This is a genomic window from Flavobacterium sp. MEB061 (assembly GCF_000834715.1).
GTDB lineage: Bacteria > Bacteroidota > Bacteroidia > Flavobacteriales > Flavobacteriaceae > Flavobacterium > Flavobacterium pectinovorum.
On the sequence record NZ_JXQR01000030.1, the window covers coordinates 1 to 26002 of the forward strand.

The following is a 26002-nucleotide window of genomic DNA, read 5'->3' on the forward strand; positions in this document are numbered from 1 at the left end:
GCATCGTGTAGGGAACGGTTTTCCCCCAGTTTAAGAATTTATCTTTATCAGAACCATTTCCGGTTACAAATTGTTCGTTGATTCCTAATGTACGCATTGCACGCCATTTGTAGTGATCTCCGTTGATCCAAACCTGCGTAATGTTGTCAAAGATTTTGTCTTCGGCAATAAACTGCGGATTTAAGTGATTGTGGTAATCTATAATTGGCTGATTTTTTGAGTAATTGTGATATAACTCTTCAGCATATTTATTTTCAAGTAAAAAATTATCGTTTATGAAAGTCTTAGCACTCATGTCTTTTTAATTATAATTGAGAATTATTCTTCGTTTGACGGTTTACCAATTGTGGCTAAAATTCCGCCATCAACAAATAAAATATGACCGTTTACAAAATCGCTTGCTTTAGAAGATAAGAAAATTGCAGCTCCTGCTAAATCGCTTGGATCTCCCCATTTTGCAGCCGGAGTTCTGCTAATGATAAAATCGTTAAACGGATGTCCGTCAACTCTAATTGGTTTTGTTTGTTCAGTCGCAAAATAACCCGGTCCAATTCCGTTGATTTGAACATTGTATTTTGCCCATTCAGTTGCCATATTTTTAGTCAGCATTTTTAAACCGCCTTTTGCAGCAGCATAAGCACCAACTGTATTACGACCCAATTCGCTCATCATTGAACAAATATTAATGATTTTTCCTTGTCTTCTTTCGATCATTCCTTTGGCAACATGCTTAGAAACGATAAAAGGAGAAACCAAATCAATATCAATTACTTCTTTAAAATCAGCAACTTCCATATCAATAAGCGGAATTCTTTTGATGATTCCAGCGTTATTAATCAAAATATCTATTGGTCCAACTTCGCTTTCAATTTTTGCAACAGCAGCTTTAACTTCCTGTTCTTCGGTTACATTAAATTTATAACCAACTGCATTAATTCCTTCACTTTTAAGTTCAGCAACAGCATCATCAATTTTTTGTTGAGATGAATTTCCGTTTACTACAATTGTAGCTCCCGCCTGCCCTAAACCTTTTGCCATTGCCATTCCCAGTCCGTGTGTACTTCCTGTGATAAGGGCAACTTTTCCTTTTATATCAAATAAGTTTGTCATATTCTTATCTTAAATCAGTGATTTTACAAACATCCATATCTCCGTAATCTAAATTTTCACCGGCCATTCCCCAAATAAAAGTATAATTTGAAGTTCCTGAACCTGAGTGAATTGACCAAGGCGGAGAAATTACTGCCTGATGATTGTTCATCCAGATATGTCTTGTTTCCTGAGGCTGTCCCATAAAATGACAAACCGCCTGATTTTCCGGAATATCCAAATAGAAATAAACTTCCATTCTGCGATCGTGTACGTGGGCCGGCATGGTGTTCCAAACGCTTCCAGGTCTTAACTCTGTCATTCCCATTTGTAATTGGCACGTTGTTACAACACTTCCAATAATCATTTGGTTTACCGTACGGTGATTTGCCGTTTCCATTGTTCCAAGCTGTAATTTATTTGCTTGTTCCAAGCTTACTTTTACAGTTGGATATGTTGTGTGTGCCGGAGCAGAATTAATATAAAATTTAGCCGGATTTTTGCTGTCATCACTTTTAAAAATCACTTCTTTATTTCCGCTTCCAATGTATAATGCATCTTTAAAACCTAATTCATAAGATGTTCCGTCAACCAAAACAGAACCGCTTCCGCCAACATTTATGATTCCCATTTCTCTTCTTTCCAGAAAATATCCAGCTTTAAGCGGATCGATCGTTTCAAGAGTCAAATCTTTTACAGGAACTGCAGAACCTGCAATATAGCGGTCGTAATGAGAGTACGTTAAAACAATTTCATTCTCCTGCATTAAATCATCAATTAAGAATTCATTTCTCAATTGTTGTGTGTCATATTGTTTAACAGCTTCTGGGCTTGACGCGTATCTTGAACTATATTTTGTCATAATTTTTATTTTAATGTAATCGATTGCACAAAATTATATTTTTATCTTCAAATATCATAATACAAATGAAAAATTATTTGTGTTGATTTTACACTTCTACTTTTTTCATCCTCGGAACTAAAATATGCATAATCAGCCAGGCCAGCAAATACGATGCTCCGCAGATGCAAAACATAATAAAATATCCGGTTTCGATTTTTCCTAATTTGGTATAATAGACGAACATATTTTTTTGAATCAATAAAGTTAGTAAAATTCCGCCAAGGGCACCGAACATACCTCCTATTCCTGTAACTGAAGCTGTTGCCTTTTTTGGAAACATATCTGAAACAGTTGTAAAAATATTAGCACTCCATGCCTGATGTGCAGACACTGCTAAACCAATTACCAAAATCGCCCACCAAATATTGATTGCTCCTAAATACTGAGAAAACAAAACCGGTAAAACGGCAAAAGCATAAATTAGCATACTGGTTTTACGCGCTTTATAAGCCGGCCATCCTTTATTTATTAGTTTCAACGGCAACCATCCGCCTCCAATACTTCCGATACTTCCAATAACGTAAACCAATGCACATGGCCAGATAATTCCTGTTGCAGAAAGTTTGTATTGTTTCATTAAAAAATCGGGCAGCCAAAACAAATAAAACCACCAAACAGGATCGGTCAATAATTTTCCAATGGCAAAAGCCCAAGTCTGGCGAAAGCTAAGCAATTTAAACCATGAAACCTTTTCTGTATCTTCAACTTCAACTATTAGAGCTTTATCTGAGTTTATATATTCTAATTCTGCTTGCGATAAACGTTTTTGCTTTTCGGGAATTTCATAATAGATGAACCATAATACGAGCCATACAAAACCAATTATTCCGGTTAGGATAAAAGCCCATTGCCATCCGTAATTCTCTGCAATAAAAGGCACTGATAAAGGCACAATGATCGCTCCGATATTACTTCCTGAATTAAAAATTCCTGTTGCCAAAGCTCTTTCTTTCTGCGGAAACCATTCGGCTGTGGCTTTAATGGCGGCAGGAAAATTTCCTGCTTCTGTAATTCCTAAAAACACTCTTGCAATTAAAAAACCTCCTGTTCCAGTAGCAAGCGCATGGCCAATAGCTGCTAGACTCCATAAACCTGTTGCAATTGCATACCCAATTTTGGTACCTAGTTTATCTATAATTCCACCTGCAACCAGCATTCCGAGTGCATAGGCAATTTTAAACGCTAATTCAATATTCGAATAATCTATAACCTCCTGTTCCGGTGTCCAATGAAAGGCTTCTGCTAAAAAAGGTCTTAGGTAACTTATTACATTTCGATCTAAATAATTGACTGTTGTTGCAAAAAATACTAAACTGCATATTGTCCAGCGATATTTTCCAATTGCCTTATTAGCTTCATTCATAGGTTTTGGTTGGTTAGTTAGTTGGTTATTCTATAGCATATAATTTTTAAAGATTGTAATTTTAAAGATTTGTGATCGGGCTGTATTTTGGTACTAACGCTTTCATTACGACCCAACCAATTAAGTAACAAACGGCGCAGATAGAGAAAATGATAAAATATCCGGCTTCAATTCCTTTAAAGCCCATAAAAACCATTTCTGTTTCTTTTGCGTGATCAAATAAAAGTCCTGATCCTTTATTAATTAAAGTTGAACCTAAACCTCCTGCCAAACCACCAATTCCGGTAATAGTTGCAATTGCTTTTTTAGGAAACATATCTCCAACAGTAGTAAAAATATTAGCCGACCATGATTGGTGTGCCGCTCCTGCAATACCAATAATGATAACAGGAATCCAATATGTTATATATCCTAAAGGCTGTGCAATTAAGGCTAATAAAGGAAAGAAGGCAAAAATTAACATTGCTCTCATTCTTCCTTCGTATGGATTCATTCCTTTTTTCTCTACAAAATAAGTTGGTAACCAACCGCCAATAATAGAAAGTAATGTGATCATGTAAAGCACAAACAATGGTAAAGCGGCTTGTGTAGAATCCATTCCGTAAACAGAACTTAAATAAGCCGGTGTCCAGAACAAAAAGAACCACCAAACGCCATCTGTCATGAATTTACCAAAGGCAAAAGCCCAGGTCTGTTTGTATTTAAAACAATCTACAAAGGATACTTTTGTTGTAGTTTCAGGAATATAACCTACAATTTTAGCATCGGCAATATCATCTTGCTGTATATATTCTAATTCTTCGGCGCTAACTCTTGGGTGTCTCTCCGGTTTATCATACATAAAAACCCAAAATCCCATCCAAACAAAACCAAGTGCTCCAATAATTATAAAAGCCATCTCCCAACCAAATGATTTTGCTATAAACGGAATCGAAATTGGCGCTGCCAAAGCTCCAACAGTTGCACCGGCGTTAAAAATACTGGTAGAAAATGCTCTGTCTTTTTTAGGAAAATATTCAGCAGTTGTTTTGATGGCGGCAGGAAAATTTCCTGCCTCACCAATTGCAAGGATAAAACGGGCAAAAATAAATAAGCTTACACTTACGTTGATGACCATTCCGGTATCGTTAACATTTTTAATGATTTCCTTAGCGCCTTCAAAACCTACAAACCAGTTTCCGGTTATGATTCCTGAAGTTGCAATTCCGCAAAATGCGTGCAGACACGCACCTATAGACCAAATTCCAATAGCCCAAAGAAATCCTTTTTTAGTATCTAACCAATCCACAAATCTTCCTGCAAACAAAAGAGAAACTGCATAAAAAATAGAGAATAGCGCTGTGATATTCCCGTAATCGTTGTTTGTCCAATGAAATTCAGGAGCTATAAAATCACTCCATGTTAAAGAAAGTACTTGTCTGTCGAGATAATTGATAGTTGTTGCAAAAAATAATAGTGCACAAATACTCCAGCGATACTTTCCGGTGTTTTTTTTGATTTGATTCATAATAATGTAATGGTTAGGCTAGTAATGTTAATAAATTTAAAATTTTTAATCTCACAAATGCAGTTTTGGTTAAGCATTGATCCTGAACCACATAACTTCTCTTTGTGCAATAAAATTTCAAATAATGTAATCGATTGCACAAATATAGTTCTTAATCTTAATATTCCAAATAAATTATATAAAAAATTATTTTGATGGTATAAATAAACATTTCATATAAAAAAATGAACTCAAATTTACACATTAAATAATATATTTGTTAAAACTGTATATGTGAAATTCATCCGATTTACGTGTGAAAATAGTACTAAAATCGGTACTTCAAAATCAATTTATAACAACTATTCTTATCGAAAGAGAAATAATACTTTTTAAGGGTTCTTAAGCACTTTTAATCAATAAAAAAATATAAATTTGACTAACACCTTATAATAATCTATTAAAAACTTTACACATTGAAAAAATTAACAGCCTTTATCGTAAAAAACTCATTTTTAAGCCTGATTTTTATTTTGGGAATTACAAATTTGTCTCAAGCGCAAAATCAGGTTATCCCTCTTTGGAAAGTGATTCCACAAGAAATTAAAGCTCCTGATTATACAGAAAAAGAAGATATAAAAGATGGAAAAGTACAAAGCACAAGTCAGGTTTCAATACCTACTTTAAGTGTTTTTTTACCAAAAGGAATCAAACAAAACCAAACGGCTGTGGTTATTTTTCCTGGCGGAGGATATACGCATCTGGCCATTGATAAGGAGGGAACTAAAGTTGCTGAATGGTTTAATGCTCAGGGAATTGTTGCTTTTGTTTTAAAATACAGATTGCCTAACAATTTAATTATGACGAATAAAACTGTTGGTCCATTACAGGATGCGCAGGAAGCTATTCGAGTGATAAGACTAAATGCTGCCGTATGGAATATTGACCCGAATAAAATTGGTGTAATGGGATTTTCTGCCGGGGGACATTTGGCTTCGACTTTATCAACTCATTATGATGACAGGGTTTATGAAACTAGTTCAAAAATAAGTGCACGACCAGATTTTTCACTCCTGATTTATCCTGTAATTTCTATGGAAAATGATATTACACATAAAGGATCTCAAATTAGTTTATTAGGAGAAAACGCTTCACAACAGGATATTGATACATTTTCTAATGAAAAAAGGGTTACTGCACAAACTCCACCGGCTTTTTTAATACATGCTACGGATGATAATGTTGTTTTACCAGAAAATAGTATTAATTATTATTTGGCGCTTAAAAAAAATGGAGTTACAGCCGAGTTACATTTATATGAAAAAGGAGGTCATGGTTTTGGTTTAGGCGTAAATGATACAAGCAAATTCTGGACAAAAGCGTGTGAGGAATGGCTTAAAAGCAATGGATATAAGAATTAACGCGCGTTTATTTAAACACATAAATTTCAGATGATTAAAAAAGGCGATTCACTTAAAATAAAATAAATAGCTGTATCTTTTTTTGCACGCAGATTTGGCAGATTAAGCAGATTTTTGATTATTTCAGCTGGATTAAATCTTTTTTTAATCCTTTGTGGTAAATACAAAAAGGCAAAACTCATAAAGTTTTGCCTTTTTTAATCAAAGAAAGAAATTGAAAAACAATTCAAACTAAAAAAGGTTTTAAAGCTTGTTTTCTCCGCAAAAAATCAAAATTAACCGGAATTCTTTTATTGGGTTAAATAAAAAAGGGTTTTTAAATTTAGCTAACGTGTAGCCAATCTAAAAACCCTATAAAAATTAGACAGTATTGTATTTATTTTCAAATTGATACAACGACCACGATCAATGATTTGTCAAATTTTGTTTAACTAAAATTGTTTTTTCCAAAAAACCTGTAATTTAAAAGTAAGAGATCTGTAAAGTCAAAAACTCACTTATCCTTACTTTCACGGCGCAAAGCTACAAGCTACTTTTTAAAATAGCTTACGGCTTTCCTCATTCTAACATTATTTTAGAAAGAAGTTGCTAAGTAGCTAAGGTTCTAAGATGCTAAGATCTTCTTTATTAATATTCTACATTTTTCATTCTTAAGAAATCAGCAATTAAAAATTTTAGATTTTTTTCTTGTCCTAGGTTAAGTCATCAAAATCTCTTTCACTTATACATTTGCAAAATAATTTGTAGTTCTTAGAAAAATTGATGATTCTTAATCCTTAAAAAGAAATTAAAAACAAAAAATTAGTTCTTGTCCTAGGTTAAGTTATCGCCCTCTTTTTAACAGCTACATTTGTCAAATAAATTAGTAGTTCTTAGAAAAATTGATGATTCTTAATTCTTAAAAAAAGACAATTAAAACAAAAAATTAGTTCTTGTCCTAGGTTAAGTTATCACTTTCTTTTTAACTGATACATTTGTAAAATAAATTAGTAGTTCTTAGAAAAATTGATAATCTTAATTCTTAAAAAAAACAATTAAAATAAAAATTTAAGTTCTTGTTCTAGATTAAGTTATCACAATCTTTTTAACTCCTACATTTGTAAAATAAATTACTGAATCATGAAAATATTAGAATTTTTAATACTCGGAAAAAACGAAGAAATCTTACCAATTTTACTTCGACTTGTAAACGCAAATGAGAATTGGAATGGAGTAAGTTTCAACGATGAAGAAATTGCTCAAAAATATTTTCTAAACAACAAAATCGATATTGTTCTGTTGAGTTCCGGAATCGAAGATCATATCGAAAAAGAGTTTACTTCTTTTTGTTTAAAAAATCAGCCAGAAGTAGAAGTAATTGAACATTTTGGTGGTGGAAGCGGCTTATTAAAATCCGAAATACAACACCGATTATATCTTAAAGGAAAAATTTAGGTACCAGAGATTTCCTTTTTAAAATTCACTAAAAGCTTTAAATATCGTATTCACGAATATCCAATGTTAAATTGACGATATATCGTTAAAATCTTTATTGCCTTTTTTGAAAAACCTTTTAAAATCAACGCTTTAAAAATAAGGCATTCCATTTGAATGTAAGACGTTGAAAATCAAATGCAAAATAATTTTTAAAAAACCATTTATCAACAACAAAATTTAATTATCATGAAAAAATTAATCTTAACAGCAGCTTTATTATTTGTAACTTTTATAGGTTTCGCACAAAAACCAAGTCCGGCATTATTAGATCCAACAAACCATACATTGGTACTTATTGATTATGAAAGCCAAATGGCATTTGCAGTAAGCAACATTCCAATTGATCAGCTTAGAAATAACACAGCTTTAGTTGCAGGTGCTTCAAAAATCTTCAAAGTTCCAACAATTGTTACAACTGTTGCCGAAAAATCATTCAGCGGACCCGTTTTTAAAGAAATCGAAGAATTTTATCCACAAAAAACTTCAAACTACATCGATCGTACTTCAATGAATACCTGGGAAGATGTTCCTGCTCACAAAGCAATTACGGAAAAAGGTAAAAAGAAAATCGTTTTTGGAGGATTATGGACAAGTGTTTGTATCGTAGGACCAACATTATCAGCAATAAACGAAGGTTATGATGTGTATGTTATTACAGATGCAAGTGGGGATGTTTCTAAAGAAGCTCACGAAATGGCTGTAACACGTATGGTTCAGGCAGGTGCTCACCCAATAACTTCATTACAATATTTATTAGAATTACAACGTGACTGGGCACGTCAGGGAACTTATGTAGCCGTTACAGATCTTGTTAAAAAATACGGTGGTGCATACGGTGTTGGTGTACAATACGCTCACGAAATGCTAAAACACTAATTCTTTTTTAATTAAAAATTGGGAATTAAAAATTAAAAATCTCTAAATCTGCGAATCTCCGTGAAAAAATTTAAACATATAGAATATAGATTTTTAAATTTTAAAACGTCACAGAAAACCATTACACTAAACATTTTTAATTTTTAATTCTAAATTTTTAATTAAAATCTACCTAAGAAAGGCTGTGTTAAGTCACAGCTTTTTTTTTACCCAAAACCCAATAAAAACCATTATTATGAAACTGAATATCAAAATACTAGCCTTTTTACTAATCATTTCGCTGCCTATTTTCGCTCAAGGCAAAAAAACCACTCTTATCGTTCATCATGCCGTTATTCATACTTTGGATGATAAAAATACAATTGTTGAAGCTATGGCTGTAGCCGATGGTAAAATTTTGAAAACAGGAAAAAACAGTGAAATTTTAAAATTAAAAGACAAAAAAACCACTGTAATCGATGCAAAAGGAAAAGTAATTATTCCGGGAATATTTGATTCTCATATGCATATTATTCGTGGTGGAAGATTCTTTAATACCGAATTGCGCTGGGATGGAGTTCGATCTTTAAAAAGAGCTTTGGCAATGTTGAAAGAACAGGCACAAAGAACTCCAAAAGGACAATGGGTTCGTGTTGTTGGCGGGTGGAATGCTTATCAATTTGAAGAAAAAAGACTACCAACTCTTGAAGAAATAAACGAGGCAACCGGAGATGTTCCTGCTTTTGTTCTTCATTTGTATGGGCATGCTTATCTTAATAAAGCCGGATTAACAGCTTTAAAAATAGATGCAAATACACCAAACCCAAATGGCGGACTTGTAGAAAAAGATGCCAGCGGAAACCCAACCGGATTATTGGTTGCCGAGCCAAATGCGTTTATTTTATACTCGACACTTTCGAAACTTCCTGAATTATCTCCGGAAGAAAAAATAAATTCAACAAAACAATTCATGACCGAAATGAATCGTCTTGGAGTAACGGCAATTATTGATGCAGGCGGCGGGTTTCAAAACTTCCCTGACGATTATGGCGTAACAAACGGATTATGCAAAGACAGTAATCTTACCATTAGAATGCCTTATTATTTATTTGCCCAAAAAGCAGGAAGCGAACTTAACGATTATACAAAATGGGTAAGCACAGTTGAAATTGGCGAAGGCTGCGACGATCACGATACAGATAAAGTAGAATATCACGCTCAGGGAGCCGGAGAAAACCTGGTAATGAGTGCCGGAGATTTTGAAAACTTTGACAAACCAAGACCGGAATTAAGCCCTGCAATGGAAGGTCAACTAAAATCAGTTCTTTCTCTTTTAGTTAAAAACAGATGGCCTTTTAGAATTCATGCAACTTATAATGAAAGCATTACACGTTTCTTAAACGTTATTGAAGAAATTGATAAAGAAACGCCGCTGAACGGACTTTTATGGTTTTTCGATCACGGAGAAACCGTTTCTCTGGAAAATTTAAAACGTATTAAAGCTTTAAACGGAGGTTTGGCAATTCAGCACAGAATGGCTTATCAGGGAGAAAGTTTTATTAAAAGATATGGAAAAACGGCTGCTGCAAACACCGTTCCGCTAAAAAATATTCTTGAAATGGGAATCAAAGTTGGAATGGGAACCGACGGAACTCGTGTTGCCAGCTATAATCCATGGGTTGGTTTGTATTGGTTAACAACCGGAAAAACTCTAGGCGGTTTAAAATATATGAACGACGAAAATATTCAGGACAGAACTGCTGCTCTTAAATTATTTACTTACGGAAGTGCGCAATTAATCAATTTAGAAAAAGACCGCGGAATGCTTACCGCAAATAAACTGGCCGATTTCGCCATTCTTTCTGACGATTATTTCAACACGCCGGAAGAAAAAATCTTAAACGTTGAATCAGAACTTACTGTTGTAAACGGAAAAGTAGTGTATGCCGATAATAACTTTAGAACATTTGCACAACCAACTCTAAAAGCAATTCCGGATTGGAGCCCGGTAAACTATTTTGGAGGATATCAAAAAAACTAAATTATGAAGACTATATTCCGATTATTGTTGCTTTTGGGAATCTTTTTTTCTGCAAATGCACAGCAAAGACCAGTTTTTCAAAAGCTGCGATATGACGATGATTTGACTTATTTAAAAGATTCTACCAGAGATTGGTACGAAAAAATTAAATATATCCCACTAAGCCAAAACAGTAATTATTATGCTACTATTGGCGGTGAAGCAAGATTGCAATATACTTATACCATAAATGATAAATGGGGCGATGATTCTGATGAAGGCGACGGTTATTTACTTTCACGTTATCTGCTTCATGCTGATATTCATTTAGGAGCTTTCAGGACTTTCGTAGAATTACAAAGCAGTCTAGCCAACAGTAAAACTGATCCAAGTCCGGTTGATGAAAACGAACTGGACTTTCACCAGGCATTTCTGGACATTGATTTTATTAAAAATGAAAACGAACGTTTTACATTACGTTCCGGAAGACAGGAAATGTCGTATGGTTCGCAGCGTTTAATAGCAGTTCGCGAAGGTCCAAACAGCCGTCTTGCTTTTGATGCTGTCAAATTATTTTACAGAAAGAACAATTGGCAAACAGATGCATTTTACACACATCCTATCGCCAATAAACAGGGAACTTTTAACGATGGATTTAATGAAAATGCCCAATTCTGGGGAAGCTATACAGTAATTCATAAAGTGCCTTTTATCCAGAATATCGATTTTTATTATTTAGGATTATGGAAAAAAAGAGCCGTTTTTGATGATGCTGTTGGCGAAGAAAATCGTCAGTCTATCGGAACAAGAATCTGGAAAAACAAAGGAAACTGGAAATATGATTTTGAAGGATTATACCAATTCGGAACCCTAAATCAAAAAACAATCTCGGCCTGGACACTTTCCTCTTTTGCCTGTTATACTTTTTCAGAAGTAAAATTTAATCCCGAAATCGGACTTAAAACAGAAATTATTTCCGGAGATAAAAATTCAGACGATAATCATTTGGAAACCTTTAATCCCTTATATCCAAGAGGTGCGTATTTTGGATTAGTTGCCCTTATTGGTCCGTCAAATTTAATTGATATTCATCCTTCGATTGATTTTACTTTAACTGAAAAATTAGGTCTCGGATTTGATTGTGATATTTTCTGGAGGCAAACTATAAGTGATGGCCTATATGCGCCAAATATGCAATTGTTGTATTCCGGAAAAAATACGACAGAACGTTTTATAGGCTCACAATTCATCTCTAATTTAGATTATACTGCCAATGATTTTCTGTCTTTTACATTAGAAAGTGGTTGGTTTAATGCAGGTTCATTCTTAAAAGAAGTTGGTACAGGAAAAGATTATTTTTATGCAGCTTTGACCGCGCAGTTTAAGTTCTGATTGTAAAGGATCGTAGATTCAATTTATATTGTAGGGACGTCCCGAAGCTTCGGGATTAATCCGTTCTATACGCAAAGATTATTTTTATGCAGCTTTGACGGCTCAATTTAAATTCTAAATTTGTGTAAACCAAATCACAAAATGGAAAAGAAATATTCGGTTGCCATTTATCCTTCGCAAGAAGTAATTGATGCTGTCAAAACGATGAAGGATTATTTAAAAAGCAAAATAGATTGGTATAACAGCTGTAATTCAGTCGCACATATAACAATTTGCGAATTTACTATTGATGAAACTCAAATCGAAAAATACAAACAAAAACTTTTTAAGATTTGCGATACGTTTACACCTTTTCAGGTAAATTTAGATCATTTTGGATCTTATGTAAATGGCGCTTTTTTCATCGCACCAAATGAACATTCAGCCAATCATCTAAAGCCGATCATGAAAAAAACTCAGGAAGCTTTAAAACCTTTAAAACTCAAAAAAAGCGACGATCCACATATGTCTATTGGTCGAAAATTAATTCCCGAAAATCTTAAAATAGCCACACAGCTTTTTACCACAATTAATATTGATTTTTTGTGCTGTGAAATTGTTTTACGAGAATTTGATCCTATAAAAAAACAGTTTTTTGTTATTAATACCTTTTCTTTTAATGGCAATTCACAACCGGAATTAATTCAGGGAAGTTTGTTTTAAGTTTTTGACACAAAGGCGCTAAGGCACAAAGATTAAAAAAACACAATATATAAACATAGCCAACGGTTTCAACCGTTGGAGCGCAATACATACACAATACATTCACAATACATTTTCATAATACATTTCAATAATACGTCTCCCACGGTTGAAACCGTGGGCTATATTTAAAATACCTATAAAACCTCAAATCTCTTGATATTCTTCTTTCTTAATCAAAAATCCCAACAAAATAAACTTTGTGCCTTAGTGCCTTCGTGGCAAAAAACCATCCTGTAAATATTTTTCGTATATTTGAATTTTACAATTCACCCTTATGAAAACTCTGGATTCATTTTATCAGGATATTACCGAAGGTTCAACCGTTGAACCAAATTCTTTATTACCCAACGACATAAAAAAAGAAATCGGTCACTTTAATGTTTTCGACATCAAAGAACTTTTGGAAAGAATGCAGGGAAAATCATTTATGCCTTATGACAGAAGGGCTTATTACAAAATAAGTTTGATTCGGGGCAAAAACAGATCCGAATATGCTGATAAAATAATCGAAATCGAAAAACAGGGATTATTATTTGCTACACCCAAAATTCCATATAATTATGTTCCGCAGGATACCAATCAGGCCGGGCAATTTTGTGTTTTTACGAGTGAATTCCTTTCAAAAAATAAAAGCGGAATTGATCTCGATGAACTTCCAATTTTTGCTTCAGACGGATATCCTGTTTTTCAGCTTACAGATGAAGAAGTTTTAGAAGTCGAATTGATTTTCAATAAAATACAAAAAGAAATCAACTCTGATTATGTTTACAAATACGATCTAATTCGAAATTATGTTGCAGAATTAATTCACTTCGGACAAAAATTACAACCCATAACAGCACTTTATTCCAAGCATAATTCAGCAGCGAGAGTCTCCTCATTATTTGCAGAATTATTAGAAAGACAATTCCCGATAGAATCTCCGCATCAGCGATTAGAACTAAGAACTGCCAAAGATTTTGCAGAAAGATTATCCGTTCATGTCAACCATTTAAACAAGGTTTTAAAAGAAAATACAGGAAAAACAACCACAGAATTAATCAGTAACCGATTAACAAACGAAGCCAAAATCCTTTTAAAACAAACGGATTGGAACATTTCTGAAATTGCGTATTCACTTGGTTTTGAAGAATTGGCACATTTTTCTAACTTCTTTAAAAAGCAAACAACCATTACGCCTCTGGCTTTTCGTACCTAATTTTAGATTGTAGAGTTTAGATTTTAGATTGTTGTCAAATCGTTATCACAACGCATCTCCTCCTGAGCGAAGTCAAAGGGCACACACTGTATAGATTCAGCATGAGATCCTTCGACTTCGCTCAGGAAGACACAAATTGAGAAAAAAATCCGCGATAATCCGTGTCTTCGCAAAGCGAACCCGCGTCATCCGCGTTCAATTACACGCTTGTAAACTTTAGTTGATATATGAGTAAGATTGCTTCGTACCTCGCAATGACTAAACCGGATTTTTAAAATTGGAATTTGGAATTTAAAAATTGGAATTTAATTTTCCTTTGATTTGAATTTCGCAAACATCGGTTTGATATTTACAACTCCCCATTTCTACTTCACTCCTACCTTTGTCTTATTAATTTAAAGATCAGAAAAAATGGAATTATCAAACAACAAAATTTTAATAACCGGTGGCGCAAGCGGCATCGGACTTGGACTTACACAAAGATTTATTGAAGAAAACAACACCGTAATTATTTGTGGAAGAAGAGAATCAGTTTTAAATGAAGTAAAAGCAAAATTTCCAACCGTAATTACAAAAGTTTGTGATTTATCGAGCGAAAAAGAACGAATTGCTCTTTATGAATGGATTTCTGAAAACCACAGCGATTTGAATGTTTTGGTAAATAATGCAGGAATTCAAAATTGGATTTCTGTTGATGACGCAAATTTCTTCGAAAGTGCAAAAAATGAACTTGCTACTAATATAGAAGCTCCGTTACATTTAACTTCGCTTTTCATCAACTTAAAATCACTTTCAACAGTTATGAACGTAACTTCGGGATTGGCATTTTCACCATTTGCAAAAGTTCCGGTTTATTCAGCAACCAAAGCATTTTTCCGTTCGTTTACCCTATCGCTTCGTCATTTATTGAAAGCAAAAAACATTGAAGTAATCGAAATTATTCCGCCTGCATTAAATACAGATCTTGGCGGAGTTGGTTTACACAACGCGCATCCAAGTGTAGCTGATTTCATTGTTTCTATTTTTGAGCAGTTAAAACAAGGCAAAAACGAATTGACTTTCGGAACCAGCGAAACAAGATTAAACGCAAGTGTCCCGGAATTAAAAGCACATTTTGAAGCATTGCATTCAAATTAATAAAAACGCAAATACTCAAACACATAGAAACATAGACATTGTAAACGCTAAAAAAAGGCATTTCATTTTATTAAAACAAACATAGAAAGATAGATTAGCTAAAACTATGTGTTAGAAACTAGTTTCTTTTTACAATGTTTTTAACTCAAAATAAAATCTATGTTTCTATGTGTTCAATTTTTTTTCACGCAGATTTAGCAGATCAGCAGATTTTTAATTCTTAATTCATTATCAAAATGGCAGTAAATACAAAAATCGCTTTAGTAACAGGCGGAAGCAGAGGTTTAGGAAAAAATATGGCAATTGCAATTGCTAAAAAAGGAATCGATGTAATCATTACATACAACAGCAAAAAAGAAGAAGCTGACGCAGTTGTAAAAGAAATCGAAAGTTTAGGACAAAATGCAGCGGCACTTCAATTAAATGTTGCCGATTCAGGAACTTTTGATTCTTTTTTCGAAAATATTTCAGTAACTTTAAAAAACATTTTTAAAACTGATAAATTTGATTTTCTTGTAAACAACGCCGGAATAGGAATTCATAATTCTTTCGTTGGAACAACTGAAGCAGAATTTGATCAATTAACTAATATTCAGTTTAAAGGACCATTTTTCCTGACTCAAAAAGCACTTAACGTAATGAATGATGGCGGTGGAATTGTAAATATTTCAACCGGTTTGGCAAGATTTTCATTTCCTGGTTACGCGGCTTATGCTTCAATGAAAGGTGCAATCGAAACTTTAACAAAATATCAGGCAAAAGAATTAGGTACGAGAAAAATTAGAGCCAATGTTGTTGCTCCGGGCGCTATTGAAACTGATTTTGGAGGTGGAGTTGTTCGTGATAACGAACAAATGAACCAACAAATTGCTTCAGTTACTGCCTTAGGAAGAGTTGGTTTACCAGAAGATATTGGCGGAGTCGTTGCTTTTTTATGTAGCGAAGAAGCACGCTGGATAAATGCACAACGCATTGAAGTTTCTGGCGGAATGATGTTATAATTTAACTAAGTCCACGATCGGTTAAGCCCGGCAAGTTTTAAAACTTGTCGGGTTTGCTATTAAAAATCAAATTGATTTCTACAGAAAGTGTATCTCTATTCTTTTAACATATTCTCCATTTTTATCGAAGATAATATTGTACAGTTTTTTATCTTTTTTTGCTACTGCAACGTACGTTTCATTATTTTTATCATCAATCATATAAAAAATCTTACCAACAGACTTGACTTTTCCCTTATCCGGATAATTTTTCTTCAAATAATTTTGAGATTTTAAAGGCAATTTGACAATTGCAGTTTGTGTTTTTAAGGATTTGAAAACTCCATTGCTATCATAAAGCACAATTGCCTTACTTTTTTTGTCATCAGTAAACTCTCCCTCAAAATAAACATCCTCATCTTTACCATACTCAATAGACCAAACAACAGTTTTTTTCGGATATTGACTTTCAAAAGATTTCGTTACATTTTCCGGCGGTACTATAATAGCATCTTGTGCTATTAAAAAATTACAATATAAAAAAGTCACGAATAGTAGAATGTTTCTCATTTAATACATATTATAAGTTAAAGACTACAAATTAAATAATTAAAACTAATACTATCCTAATGAAAAGGAAATAAGTTTTTACATTTTATCTGTTGACTGATTTTCAGATATTGACTTCCATATATTTTTATAAAACAAAACCCAACGGATTTTAAAAATCTGTCGGGTTTGTCTTTTCAATATAATTGAATTAGTAAGCAACCTTTAATTTATGTTAGATTTACATCTGAACTTCTCCTTCTTTATTAAAAATAACATCATAAAATTTGATATTATTTTTTCCTTCGACTTTATATGTTGTTTTATTTTGAGCATCAATGACAAGTAAAATTTGCCTCGCAGGCTTTGCCGGATATTCTTTTTTAAGATAAAGTTGTGCTTTAAAAGGCAATTGATCTATCTGAATTTGTGTTTTGTAAGCCTTAAAAACTCCTTTGCCATCATAAACGGCGTATGCTTTAGTTGTCGCCGTTTCCTTAAATTTTGCTTCAAATTTTATATCATCTTTCTGATCACCCTGTTCTATCGACCAAAGTGCCGCTTTGTTTGGATATTGTTTCTCAAATGCCATTTTTACATTAGCAGGTGGTAAAACACCATTTTTTTGCCCCATTACCAAACTACTAATTAAAAAAGCTGCGGCCAAGTAAAAATTTTTCATGTTTATAAATTGATTTTATTCTGGCAATAAAATTACATCTTTTTATAACATGAAGTATAATTCTTACAAAAATTAACTTTTCAGATTTTTATAAATTTTTAATCTTTTTGAATACTAACATCAAAACCACCATTTTTATCGAAGATAACATCATAAAATTTTGAGTTATTTTCAACACCTACCTCATATGTTGTTTTGTTTTTATCGTCAACCACAACTGCAATTTCATGAATAGCTTTTGCAGGATAATTTTTCTTTAGGTAAGACTGTGCTTTCTGTGGCAGCTGACTGTACGGAATCTGCAATTCATAAGCTTTTAAATATCCTAAATTATCATAAACAGCAAGTGCTTTCGTATTTTTATCGGCATTAAATTTAGCTTCGTATCTAATTTCATCATTATCATCGCCAACATATTCTATTGACCAAACCGGCACTTTATTGGGATATTGTTTTTCAAAATTAAACCTTACTTTTTCAGGCGGAGTAATTTCTCCCGTGGGCATAATTCCATTTTGTGCCATCAAAAAACTGCTGCAAAAACATGCGAAAGCAAAAATTATGTTTTTCATGATTCCAATACTTTAATTAAACAACCTTTAAATTACGTACTAAAACTACTACTTTTAAATGAATTTAAAATGAAATCTGGAAACTTTTATTTCTTCAGCCGATCAGATAATTCTCTTTTATATGTAATACCAATTGGCAATTTTTCTTTTCTGATAACAACAAAATCCTTCTCAGTTTCATCAATTTTATCGAGCGCAACAATATATGATTTATGAATGCGCATGAAATTTTTCTCCGGAAGGCATTTTTCAAATTCACTTGTTGTGATAGACGCCAAATACGTTCGTTTAGTGGTATGCAGTTTCACATAATTTCCAAAACTCTGTGCAAACAAAAGCTGATCTAACTCAATATCAACAAAATAACCATCTACTTTTACACTTACAGAATTGACAATTACTTCGTCTTCTTTTGCTTTTATATTTTCTGTTCCAAAAAAACGATCAACGGCTTTTAAAAATCTTGGAAAATAAATCGGTTTCAATAAATAATCGATCACGCCATAATCATAACTTTCCAAAGCAAATTCAGAATACGCTGTTGTTAAAATAGTTTTAGGATGTGTTGGAATAATCTTTAGCAATTCCATTCCTGAAATTTCCGGCATATTTATGTCCAAAAACATCAAATCAACTTTATTTTCACGAAGATAATCCATTGCTTCAATGCCATTATAACCCTGAAAAACCAATTCTAATTGCGGATTTTGCTTGATATAATTCGCCAGAACGTAATGCGCAGCCGGCTCATCATCAACAATTATACATTTTTTTGGCTCTTTCATTCTACAAACTTTTTCAGTTGCAATTTCAAATCTACGATATAGGTATTTTTATTGTCCTGAATATTCAATTTATAGTCTTTTCCATAAATCAAATTCAAACGTTCGATGGTATTTTTTAATCCAATTTTAGTCGAAACTACATCGGTTTTTTTATCCGGAATCGAATTTACAACATGCAAATGCAGCAAACCGTTTTCGACCGTAACAATGATTCGAACAAAACATTTTTCGATCGCGCAGGTTCCGTGCTTAAAAGCATTTTCTATAAAGGCGATTAATAACATTGGTGAAACTTTATAGGCGTTTTCGTTGTCGATTTTGCAATCGTATGTAATATCACAACGATATCCAACTCTTTCTTTTTCAAGCTGTACATAACTGTTTATAAATTCCAGTTCATCTTCGAGAGATACACATTTTTTACTGTTACTTTCAAGCTGATAACGCATCAATTGCGAGACTTTCATAATCAAATCCGGTGTTCTTTCTGGAAATTCCAAACTAATTCCGTAAAGCGTATTAAAGGTATTGAATAAAAAATGAGGATTCAATTGTCCTTTTAAAGAATTCAACTGCATTTCATTAAACAGCAAAGCTTCATCGGTTTGTTTTCTGTGGATTCTGTAGAATTTAAACACAATAATCGGACTCAAAATACAAACCAAAGTTCCCAATACACTTGCCAATTGATAAACATAACTTCGCTGATGCGAGTTTTGATACAAACGGCAATTACTAAACATCTCGAGCATCATAATTTCATATAAAACGATGGAAAAAACGAAAACTCCAAATAATGTTAATAGTATATAAGTTACCGGACGGCGGGTTTTGAATAAGATTGGAAGAAGGAAAAATCGGTTAAACTGGGCATGCATATACAAAATGAAGTAAAAAAAAATGCCCATAGATATGGAAGTAAAAGAACTAAATAACATCCAGTCATTTTTTAACGTATAGATTGTAAATGAAAAGGCAACAACGGCAATTTCCTGCCACCATTTGTTGTCCAATATGTTATCAAATTTTTTATTCATTTTTAATACTTAAATAGTTTACAAAGTACGGACAAATATTTAATTTCTTTTTCCAAAAAATGACGAATTGAATTTGTCATTTTTTAGTGCAGTACATCATTTAAGATGACATTTATCAGCGTAAGACAAATAATTTTGTTCTATAATTTGATACCACGAACTTTTATGTATTTCAAAAAAATTACCTTATTATTTTTCTTGATTTTTGCATCAATCGGTTACTCACAAACCTTATCTTTAAAAGATGCCATTAAAACGGGTCTTGAAAATTACGGTTCGATAAAAGCAAAAACCAACTACACAAGCGCTTCGCGAGAGGCTCTCAAGCAATCTAAACGCGATTATTTACCTAATCTAAACTTGTCTGCCCAGCAAGATTACGGAACTATCAACGGGCAAAACGGAGCTTTATACGGTTTTAATGGTTTAGGAACAGCTTCTTCGGGACCTGCCCTACCAGATCAAAACTGGAATTCTGCTTTTGGTGCTTTGTATTTAGTCAACATGAACTGGGATTTTTTCACTTTTGGAAAAGCAAAAGAAAGAATCAATCTGGCTAAAGTTGATCTTAAAGCAAAAGAAAACGATTTGAAACAGGAAATGTTTCAACAGGAAATTAAAATTTCTGCGGCTTATCTTAATTTACTGGCCAGCCAACGATTACTGATTTCGCAGCAAAAGAATTTAGATCGCGCCGAAGTTTTTAAAAGAACAGCCGTTGTACGTGTTAAAAATGGATTATTGGCAGGAGTCGATTCTACTTTGGCTACAGCCGAAGTTTCAAAAGCTAAAATCGCTTTGAATTTGGCGAAGAACTTCGTAAAAGAACAAAACAATAAACTGGTTGATTTGATGGGCGTTGCGCCTCAGGATTTTGTTACCGATACTTTATTTGTAAGCAATATCCCGAAAGCACTTTTAATGGAAGAAAAATCAACTGATAGCTTACATCCGTTATTACAATTATATAAAACGAGAATTGATTACAGCAATCAGCAAGTTAAATTATACAAGCGATTTTATTACCCAACAATGACGGCTTTTGGTGTTTTACAAACCCGAGCTTCAGGGTTTGATTCTGCATACGCAACAGATCAAACAGCTTACACAAGAAATTATTGGGATGGTGTAAATCCGGATCGTTCGAATTATTTAGTCGGAATTGGAATTAGCTGGAACCTGACAACGCCTTTTAGAATGAGCAAACAAGTAAGCGCTCAGAAATTTGTTTCGCAAGGTTTGCAGGAAGAATACAATCAGGCTGACAGGGAATTAAAATCGCAATTGAATTTTGCCGATGATAAAATAAAAATTACACTGGAGAATTATGCCGAAGCGCCAATTCAGGTAAATGCAGCCCAGAAAGCGTACTTGCAAAAATCGACTTTATACAAAAATGGTTTGACCGATTTGACTGATTTAACGCAAATTATGTACACTTTAAACCGTGCCGAAATCGATCGTGATATCGTCAATAATAATGTATGGCAATCGTATTTGCTAAAAGTAGCCGCTACGGGCAATTTCGACTTATTTATAAATGAATTTTAATTAGAGCCTAATGAATTTAATACGTTTCGCACTCCGCAAACCCATCTCCATATTAGTATTGGTTGCGGGTCTATTTTTCTTCGGAATTGGTGCCATACAGGACATTAAGGTAGATATTCTGCCAAAAATGAACTTGCCGGTAATTTATATTGCGCATCCCTTTGGAGGTTATACGCCAGACCAGATGGAAGCTTATTTTGCTAAAACTTACGTCAACATTTTACCCTTTGCAAATGGTGTAAAATCGGTTGAAACCAAAAATATTCAGGGGTTAATGATCATGAAATTAACCTATTATGAAAACACAAATATGGCGCAGGCTGCAGCCGAATTAAGTTCACTTTCGAACAGGATTCAGGCGGCATTTCCTCCGGGAACCCAGCCTCCGTTTATCATTCGTTTTGATGCTTCTTCATTGCCAATTGGACAATTGGTTTTGAGCAGTAAAATAAGATCCAATAATGAATTGCAGGATTTAGCCAACGTTTATGTTCGTGCTTCGTTTACTTCTATTCCGGGTTTACTTTCTCCGGCGCCTTTCGGCGGAAGCCCAAGAACTATTGAGGTTAACGTAGATCCTGATTTGTTGCGTTCGCATAATATGACGCCGGATCAAATTGTAGAAGCGATTCGTATCAACAACCAAACGGCTCCTTCAGGAAATGTTAGGATGGGCGATATCAACTACATTACGCCAACAAATAATACGATTAAAGAAGTTAAAGATTTTGAAAATATTCCGTTGTTTAAAGGAAGCGTTCAAAACTTAAAATTAGGTGATGTTGCAACCGTAAAAGACGGTGCCGATATTACGGCAGGTTATGCTTTGGTAAACGGAAAACGTTCGGTTTACATTAGTATTGCAAAAGCCGGAGACGCTTCGACCTGGGATGTGGTTCAGAAATTGAAAGCAGAATTGCCTAAAATTCAAAGTACACTTCCTGAAGACGTACAATTATCATACGAATTTGACCAGTCGGTTTATGTAATCAACTCGGTTAAAAGTTTAATTACCGAGGGAATTATCGGTGCGGTCTTAACCGGATTAATGGTTTTATTATTCTTAGGAGACAGACGTGCAGCTTTAATTGTAATTTTGACGATTCCAATTTCGATTATTTCAGGAGTTTTATTCCTTAAATTATTCGGACAAACGATCAACTTAATGTCTTTAAGCGGATTGGCACTTGCAATTGGTATTTTGGTGGATGAAAGTACCGTAACAATCGAAAATATTCACCAGCATCTCGATATGGGTAAACCCAAGGCGCTCGCCATTTGGGATGCCTGTCAGGAAATTGCATTGCCAAAATTATTGATCCTTCTTTGTATTTTGGCGGTATTTGCGCCGGCATTTACCATGGTTGGTATTCCCGGAGCGTTGTTCCTGCCGTTGGCTTTAGCAATTGGATTCTCAATGGTTATTTCGTTTTTACTTTCTCAGACTTTTGTTCCTGTTATGGCAAACTGGTTAATGAAAGGTCATGCAAAACACGAACATGGACCTGAAATTACAGATGATGAAGCAGAATTTAATGATTGCGGTCTAACTCCGGAGTCTGAAAAAGATCTGATTACTCAGAAAAAAGCTTACGTTGAAAGAGACGATACTGATAGTAACGGAAAAATTGGCGCTTTTGAGCGATTCAGAATTCGTTTTATGAGAACTTTAGATCGATTGTTCCCTCATAAAAAAGCAACAAGTATAATTTATCTGGTTAGCGCCACACTTCTTGCGGTAACTTTTATCACTTTTATTGGAAAAGATGTTTTCCCAAAAGTAAACTCAAGTCAGTTTCAGTTAAGAATGCGTGCCCCCGACGGAACCCGTTTGGAACGTACGGAAGAAAAAGCAATTATTGTTTTGAAAGAATTACAAAAAATGGTGGGCAAAGAACATATCGGAATTTCATCTGTATATGTGGGGCAACACCCGTCGCTGTTCTCAATTAACCCAATTTATTTGTTCATGGCAGGTTCGCATGAAGCTGTTTTCCAGGTGAGTTTAAAAGAATATCACGTGGATATGGATGACTTTAAAGACGATTTTAGAGCACGAATTAAAAAAGTACTTCCGGATGTGAAGCTTTCTTTTGAACCAATCGAATTGACGGATAAAGTTTTGAGCCAGGGATCTCCTACTCCAATTGAAGTTCGTATTGCCGGAAAAGATAAAAAACGAAATGAGTTATACGCCAATCAGATTGTAGAGAAACTGAAAAAAATCTCTTATTTCAGAGACGTACAAATTGGTCAGCCAATTCATTATCCTGCAATGAATATTGATATTGACAGAACTCGTGCAGCCGAACTAGGCGTTGACATGAACGACATATCACGATCATTAGTGGCTTCGACCTCATCATCAAGATACACAGAGAAAAATACCTGGGTCGACGAAAGAGCCGGATTATCATACAATGTTCAGGTGCAAGTGCCTTTGAACAAAATGAAAAGTAAAACAGATATTGGAGAAATTCCGGTATTAAAAAATTCGCTTCGTCCGGTTTTAAGTGACGTTGCCAAAATTACACCTGCTTATGTAAGCGGTGAAAATGACAATTTAGGGGCTATGCCATACATTACCGTTACAGCCAACATTAGCCAGACCGATTTAGGTACGGCAGTAAAAGATGTGGATGCAACAATTAGTTCATTAGGAGAATTGCCGCGTGGTTTGTTCATAACTCCAATTGGATTAAGTAAAGTATTGAGCGAAACATTAAGCAGTTTACAGGTTGGATTATTGGTTGCCATTTTTGTAATCTTCTTAATGTTAGCCGCTAATTTTCAATCGTTCAAGGTTTCATTGGTTATTTTAACCACAGTTCCGGCGGTAGTTTTAGGAGCTTTATTAATGCTAACGATTACGGGTTCAACGTTAAACTTACAATCGTATATGGGAATCATCATGTCGGTTGGGGTTTCGATTGCCAATGCCGTTTTACTGGTCACCAATGCTGAACAATTGCGCAAGAAAAATGGAAATGCCTTAGAATCTGCGCGAGAAGCTGCTGCGTTGCGTCTTCGTCCGATTATCATGACTTCGGTTGCGATGATTGCTGGAATGTTGCCAATGGCAATTGGTCATGGCGAAGGAGGCGATCAGGTTTCACCTTTGGGTAGAGCCGTAATTGGCGGGTTATTATTTTCGACTTTTGCCGTATTACTAATCCTGCCACTTATCTTTGCATGGGCACAAGAAAAAACAACAACACAATCTGTTTCTTTAGATCCTGAAGACGAAGAAAGCATCCATTATATCTCATCATTAAAACCTAAAAATGAAAAATAAAATACAATTTAGCGCGCTGTTTTTTGCAGCACTATTTTTCCTTAACAGTTGTAATTCTAAAAAAGAAGAAACTGTTACGGCAGAAATCGAACCTAAAACAGAAACATTTCTTTTAGAGAAAGAAAAACTAACGACCGAATTGCGTTTACCAGCCGAATTAACGGGTTTTCAACAAGTTGATTTATATGCAAAAGTAAGCAGTTTCGTAAAATTGCTAAAAGTAGATATTGGTACCAAAGTAAAAAAAGGACAGCTTTTAATTGTTTTGGAAGCGCCGGAAATCAGCTCTCAATTGGCTGCAGCCGAATCAAGACTGAAATCGATGGAAGCCATTTACACCACAAGCAAAAGTACCTACAACCGTTTGTATGAAACCAGCAAAGTGGAAGGAACGATTTCTAAAAATGATTTAGAAATGGCAAGTGGAAAGAAAAACTCTGATTACGCACAATATCAGGCGGCAATTGCGGCTCATAAAGAAGTTTCGATTATGAGAGGTTATCTTGAAATTCGTGCTCCGTTTGATGGTGTTGCAGCAGCAAGAAACGTGAATTTAGGAACGTTTGTTGGTCCAGCCGGAAAAGGTTCAGATTTGCCTTTATTGACGATTCAGCAGCAGGATAAATTGCGTTTGGCGGTTTCAGTTCCGGAACTTTACACAGGATATTTACACGCTGGTGACGAAATGACTTTTAATGTAAAATCATTGCCTGAAAATTTTAAAGCTAAAATTACAAGAATGTCCGGAGCTTTAGATTTAAAACTACGTTCTGAGCGTGTTGAAATGGATGTTATCAATACCAAAAAAGATCTTTTACCGGGAATGGTGGCCGAAGTTTTGTTACCGCTTAACGCAAAAGACAGCACATTTGTAATTCCAAAATCGGCTTTGGTGAGTTCTTCTGAAGGTTTGTATGTAATCAAAGTTCTGAACCACAAAGCAACAAGAGTTGAAGTGAAAAAAGGAAGAGAAATCGACGATAAAATTGAAATATTTGGTGATTTGGACCGTAAAGATAAACTGGTAAAAATTGCCAGCGAAGAAACTAAGGAAGGCGATATTATAAACGAATAACCTGCGTTTAGCTTTCTTAGTAGTTTACCAAAAACTGTACGCAATTATTTAATGCGGCATTTTAAATCAGAAATGGTTTAATATGCAAATCTATTTGCCTTGAGGGCAGCACTTTTATAGAGTGCTGCCCTTTTTTTTGTTTTGTTGTTTCGCAGAGATTCGCAAAGGTAGCGCGGAGATTCGCTGAAGTTTTTTATTTTATACTTTTGAGTTAAGTGCGGAAAGTATTCTCATTTTTGTTCATTTCGAGGAACGAGAAATCACAATACAAGCTCGTCAAATATTGAAAATTAGCATTTTACATTTTCAGGAGCTATTTCCCGCTGTTCCTTCCAATCTTTTGTGGTGAACCCCACCACAAAAGGATTTTCCCTCCCATCGGGGCTAGGGG

At 34.3% G+C, this 26002-nt stretch carries 22 protein-coding genes; 12 read left to right on the forward strand and 10 right to left on the reverse strand.

What is annotated here, in order from left to right:
* The 5 genes from RT99_RS15040 to RT99_RS15060 form a co-directional block, all read right to left on the reverse strand.
* Positions 1–295, reverse strand: a 295-nt coding sequence (locus tag RT99_RS15040; RefSeq protein WP_042565584.1) for a glucuronate isomerase, incomplete at its 3' end; no start/stop codon positions are given.
* A 23-nt stretch (positions 296–318) separates the two neighbouring features.
* Positions 319–1110: a gluconate 5-dehydrogenase gene (locus RT99_RS15045; protein WP_042565585.1), complete on the reverse strand. Its 792-nt coding sequence runs from the start codon at positions 1108–1110 to the stop codon at positions 319–321.
* 4 nt (positions 1111–1114) lie between these two features.
* Positions 1115–1951: a 5-dehydro-4-deoxy-D-glucuronate isomerase gene (gene kduI / locus RT99_RS15050; protein WP_082036969.1), complete on the reverse strand. Its 837-nt coding sequence runs from the start codon at positions 1949–1951 to the stop codon at positions 1115–1117.
* A gap of 88 nt (positions 1952–2039) precedes the next feature.
* The gene (locus RT99_RS15055; protein WP_042565587.1) at positions 2040–3356 is read right to left on the reverse strand and encodes an MFS transporter; all 1317 of its coding nucleotides are present in this window, start codon (positions 3354–3356) and stop codon (positions 2040–2042) included.
* 61 nt (positions 3357–3417) lie between these two features.
* Positions 3418–4863 carry an MFS transporter gene (locus tag RT99_RS15060; protein WP_042565588.1) on the reverse strand — a complete coding sequence of 482 codons (1446 nt, stop codon included), beginning with the start codon at positions 4861–4863 and terminating at the stop codon, positions 3418–3420.
* A 455-nt stretch (positions 4864–5318) separates the two neighbouring features.
* On the opposite strand from RT99_RS15060, the gene RT99_RS15065 reads away from it, so the two are divergent.
* The 9 genes from RT99_RS15065 (at position 5319) to RT99_RS15105 (ending at position 16086) form a co-directional block, all read left to right on the forward strand.
* Complete coding sequence (locus RT99_RS15065; protein WP_242607214.1) at positions 5319–6263, forward strand: alpha/beta hydrolase; 945 nt, start codon at positions 5319–5321, stop codon at positions 6261–6263.
* A gap of 1119 nt (positions 6264–7382) precedes the next feature.
* Positions 7383–7697 (forward strand): hypothetical protein, encoded by a 315-nt coding sequence (locus RT99_RS15070; RefSeq protein ID WP_042565589.1) that lies wholly within the window; start codon positions 7383–7385, stop codon positions 7695–7697.
* Between the two features lie 228 nt (positions 7698–7925).
* The gene (locus tag RT99_RS15075) at positions 7926–8615 is read left to right on the forward strand and encodes a hydrolase (RefSeq protein ID WP_042565590.1); all 690 of its coding nucleotides are present in this window, start codon (positions 7926–7928) and stop codon (positions 8613–8615) included.
* Between the two features lie 235 nt (positions 8616–8850).
* The gene (locus tag RT99_RS15080) at positions 8851–10635 is read left to right on the forward strand and encodes an amidohydrolase (RefSeq protein ID WP_042565591.1); all 1785 of its coding nucleotides are present in this window, start codon (positions 8851–8853) and stop codon (positions 10633–10635) included.
* 3 nt (positions 10636–10638) lie between these two features.
* A complete protein-coding gene (locus tag RT99_RS15085) occupies positions 10639–12006 on the forward strand; it encodes an alginate export family protein (RefSeq protein ID WP_042565592.1) in 1368 nt (455 codons plus the stop codon).
* A gap of 141 nt (positions 12007–12147) precedes the next feature.
* Positions 12148–12708: a 2'-5' RNA ligase family protein gene (locus RT99_RS15090; RefSeq protein WP_042565593.1), complete on the forward strand. Its 561-nt coding sequence runs from the start codon at positions 12148–12150 to the stop codon at positions 12706–12708.
* A 316-nt stretch (positions 12709–13024) separates the two neighbouring features.
* Positions 13025–13948: an AraC family transcriptional regulator gene (locus tag RT99_RS15095; RefSeq protein WP_042565594.1), complete on the forward strand. Its 924-nt coding sequence runs from the start codon at positions 13025–13027 to the stop codon at positions 13946–13948.
* Positions 13949–14359: 411 nt separating this feature from the next.
* Positions 14360–15085 carry an SDR family oxidoreductase gene (locus RT99_RS15100; protein ID WP_042565595.1) on the forward strand — a complete coding sequence of 242 codons (726 nt, stop codon included), beginning with the start codon at positions 14360–14362 and terminating at the stop codon, positions 15083–15085.
* Positions 15086–15321: 236 nt separating this feature from the next.
* Positions 15322–16086, forward strand: a complete 765-nt coding sequence (locus RT99_RS15105; protein ID WP_042565596.1) for an SDR family NAD(P)-dependent oxidoreductase — start codon at positions 15322–15324, stop codon at positions 16084–16086.
* A gap of 78 nt (positions 16087–16164) precedes the next feature.
* On the opposite strand, the gene RT99_RS15110 is transcribed toward RT99_RS15105, so the two are convergent.
* The 5 genes from RT99_RS15110 to RT99_RS15130 form a co-directional block, all read right to left on the reverse strand.
* The gene (locus tag RT99_RS15110; protein WP_042565597.1) at positions 16165–16635 is read right to left on the reverse strand and encodes a hypothetical protein; all 471 of its coding nucleotides are present in this window, start codon (positions 16633–16635) and stop codon (positions 16165–16167) included.
* Between the two features lie 220 nt (positions 16636–16855).
* Entirely contained in the window at positions 16856–17296 is a 441-nt protein-coding gene (locus RT99_RS15115) for a hypothetical protein (protein ID WP_042565598.1), read from the reverse strand.
* Between the two features lie 98 nt (positions 17297–17394).
* A complete protein-coding gene (locus RT99_RS15120; RefSeq protein WP_042565599.1) occupies positions 17395–17868 on the reverse strand; it encodes a PepSY-like domain-containing protein in 474 nt (157 codons plus the stop codon).
* 86 nt (positions 17869–17954) lie between these two features.
* Positions 17955–18653, reverse strand: coding sequence for a LytTR family DNA-binding domain-containing protein (locus RT99_RS15125; RefSeq protein WP_042565600.1), 699 nt, complete (start codon positions 18651–18653; stop codon positions 17955–17957).
* The gene (locus RT99_RS15130; RefSeq protein ID WP_042565601.1) at positions 18650–19690 is read right to left on the reverse strand and encodes a sensor histidine kinase; all 1041 of its coding nucleotides are present in this window, start codon (positions 19688–19690) and stop codon (positions 18650–18652) included. The genes RT99_RS15125 and RT99_RS15130 overlap by 4 nt, the downstream gene beginning before the upstream one ends.
* 165 nt (positions 19691–19855) lie before the next feature.
* Between RT99_RS15130 and RT99_RS15135 the strand changes: the two genes are divergently transcribed.
* The 3 genes from RT99_RS15135 to RT99_RS15145 are packed head-to-tail and all read left to right on the forward strand — an operon-like array spanning position 19856 to position 25611.
* Positions 19856–21241: a TolC family protein gene (locus RT99_RS15135; protein ID WP_042565602.1), complete on the forward strand. Its 1386-nt coding sequence runs from the start codon at positions 19856–19858 to the stop codon at positions 21239–21241.
* Between the two features lie 10 nt (positions 21242–21251).
* A complete protein-coding gene (locus RT99_RS15140; RefSeq protein WP_042565603.1) occupies positions 21252–24536 on the forward strand; it encodes an efflux RND transporter permease subunit in 3285 nt (1094 codons plus the stop codon).
* The gene (locus RT99_RS15145; protein ID WP_042565604.1) at positions 24526–25611 is read left to right on the forward strand and encodes an efflux RND transporter periplasmic adaptor subunit; all 1086 of its coding nucleotides are present in this window, start codon (positions 24526–24528) and stop codon (positions 25609–25611) included. Before RT99_RS15140 ends, RT99_RS15145 begins: the two co-directional genes overlap by 11 nt.
* Positions 25612–26002 lie beyond the last annotated feature (391 nt).

Bases quoted from the DNA above. Each gene is read 5' to 3' on its own strand.
- RT99_RS15045 (WP_042565585.1), bottom strand. From the start codon at position 1,110: ATGACAAACTTATTTGATATAAAAGGAAAAGTTGCCCTTATCACAGGA.
- kduI (WP_082036969.1), bottom strand. From the start codon at position 1,951: ATGACAAAATATAGTTCAAGATACGCGTCAAGCCCAGAAGCTGTTAAA.
- RT99_RS15055 (WP_042565587.1), bottom strand. From the start codon at position 3,356: ATGAATGAAGCTAATAAGGCAATTGGAAAATATCGCTGGACAATATGC.
- RT99_RS15060 (WP_042565588.1), bottom strand. From the start codon at position 4,863: ATGAATCAAATCAAAAAAAACACCGGAAAGTATCGCTGGAGTATTTGT.
- RT99_RS15070 (WP_042565589.1), top strand. From the start codon at position 7,383: ATGAAAATATTAGAATTTTTAATACTCGGAAAAAACGAAGAAATCTTA.
- RT99_RS15075 (WP_042565590.1), top strand. From the start codon at position 7,926: ATGAAAAAATTAATCTTAACAGCAGCTTTATTATTTGTAACTTTTATA.
- RT99_RS15080 (WP_042565591.1), top strand. From the start codon at position 8,851: ATGAAACTGAATATCAAAATACTAGCCTTTTTACTAATCATTTCGCTG.
- RT99_RS15085 (WP_042565592.1), top strand. From the start codon at position 10,639: ATGAAGACTATATTCCGATTATTGTTGCTTTTGGGAATCTTTTTTTCT.
- RT99_RS15090 (WP_042565593.1), top strand. From the start codon at position 12,148: ATGGAAAAGAAATATTCGGTTGCCATTTATCCTTCGCAAGAAGTAATT.
- RT99_RS15095 (WP_042565594.1), top strand. From the start codon at position 13,025: ATGAAAACTCTGGATTCATTTTATCAGGATATTACCGAAGGTTCAACC.
- RT99_RS15100 (WP_042565595.1), top strand. From the start codon at position 14,360: ATGGAATTATCAAACAACAAAATTTTAATAACCGGTGGCGCAAGCGGC.
- RT99_RS15105 (WP_042565596.1), top strand. From the start codon at position 15,322: ATGGCAGTAAATACAAAAATCGCTTTAGTAACAGGCGGAAGCAGAGGT.
- RT99_RS15110 (WP_042565597.1), bottom strand. From the start codon at position 16,635: ATGAGAAACATTCTACTATTCGTGACTTTTTTATATTGTAATTTTTTA.
- RT99_RS15115 (WP_042565598.1), bottom strand. From the start codon at position 17,296: ATGAAAAATTTTTACTTGGCCGCAGCTTTTTTAATTAGTAGTTTGGTA.
- RT99_RS15120 (WP_042565599.1), bottom strand. From the start codon at position 17,868: ATGAAAAACATAATTTTTGCTTTCGCATGTTTTTGCAGCAGTTTTTTG.
- RT99_RS15125 (WP_042565600.1), bottom strand. From the start codon at position 18,653: ATGAAAGAGCCAAAAAAATGTATAATTGTTGATGATGAGCCGGCTGCG.
- RT99_RS15130 (WP_042565601.1), bottom strand. From the start codon at position 19,690: ATGAATAAAAAATTTGATAACATATTGGACAACAAATGGTGGCAGGAA.
- RT99_RS15135 (WP_042565602.1), top strand. From the start codon at position 19,856: ATGTATTTCAAAAAAATTACCTTATTATTTTTCTTGATTTTTGCATCA.
- RT99_RS15140 (WP_042565603.1), top strand. From the start codon at position 21,252: ATGAATTTAATACGTTTCGCACTCCGCAAACCCATCTCCATATTAGTA.
- RT99_RS15145 (WP_042565604.1), top strand. From the start codon at position 24,526: ATGAAAAATAAAATACAATTTAGCGCGCTGTTTTTTGCAGCACTATTT.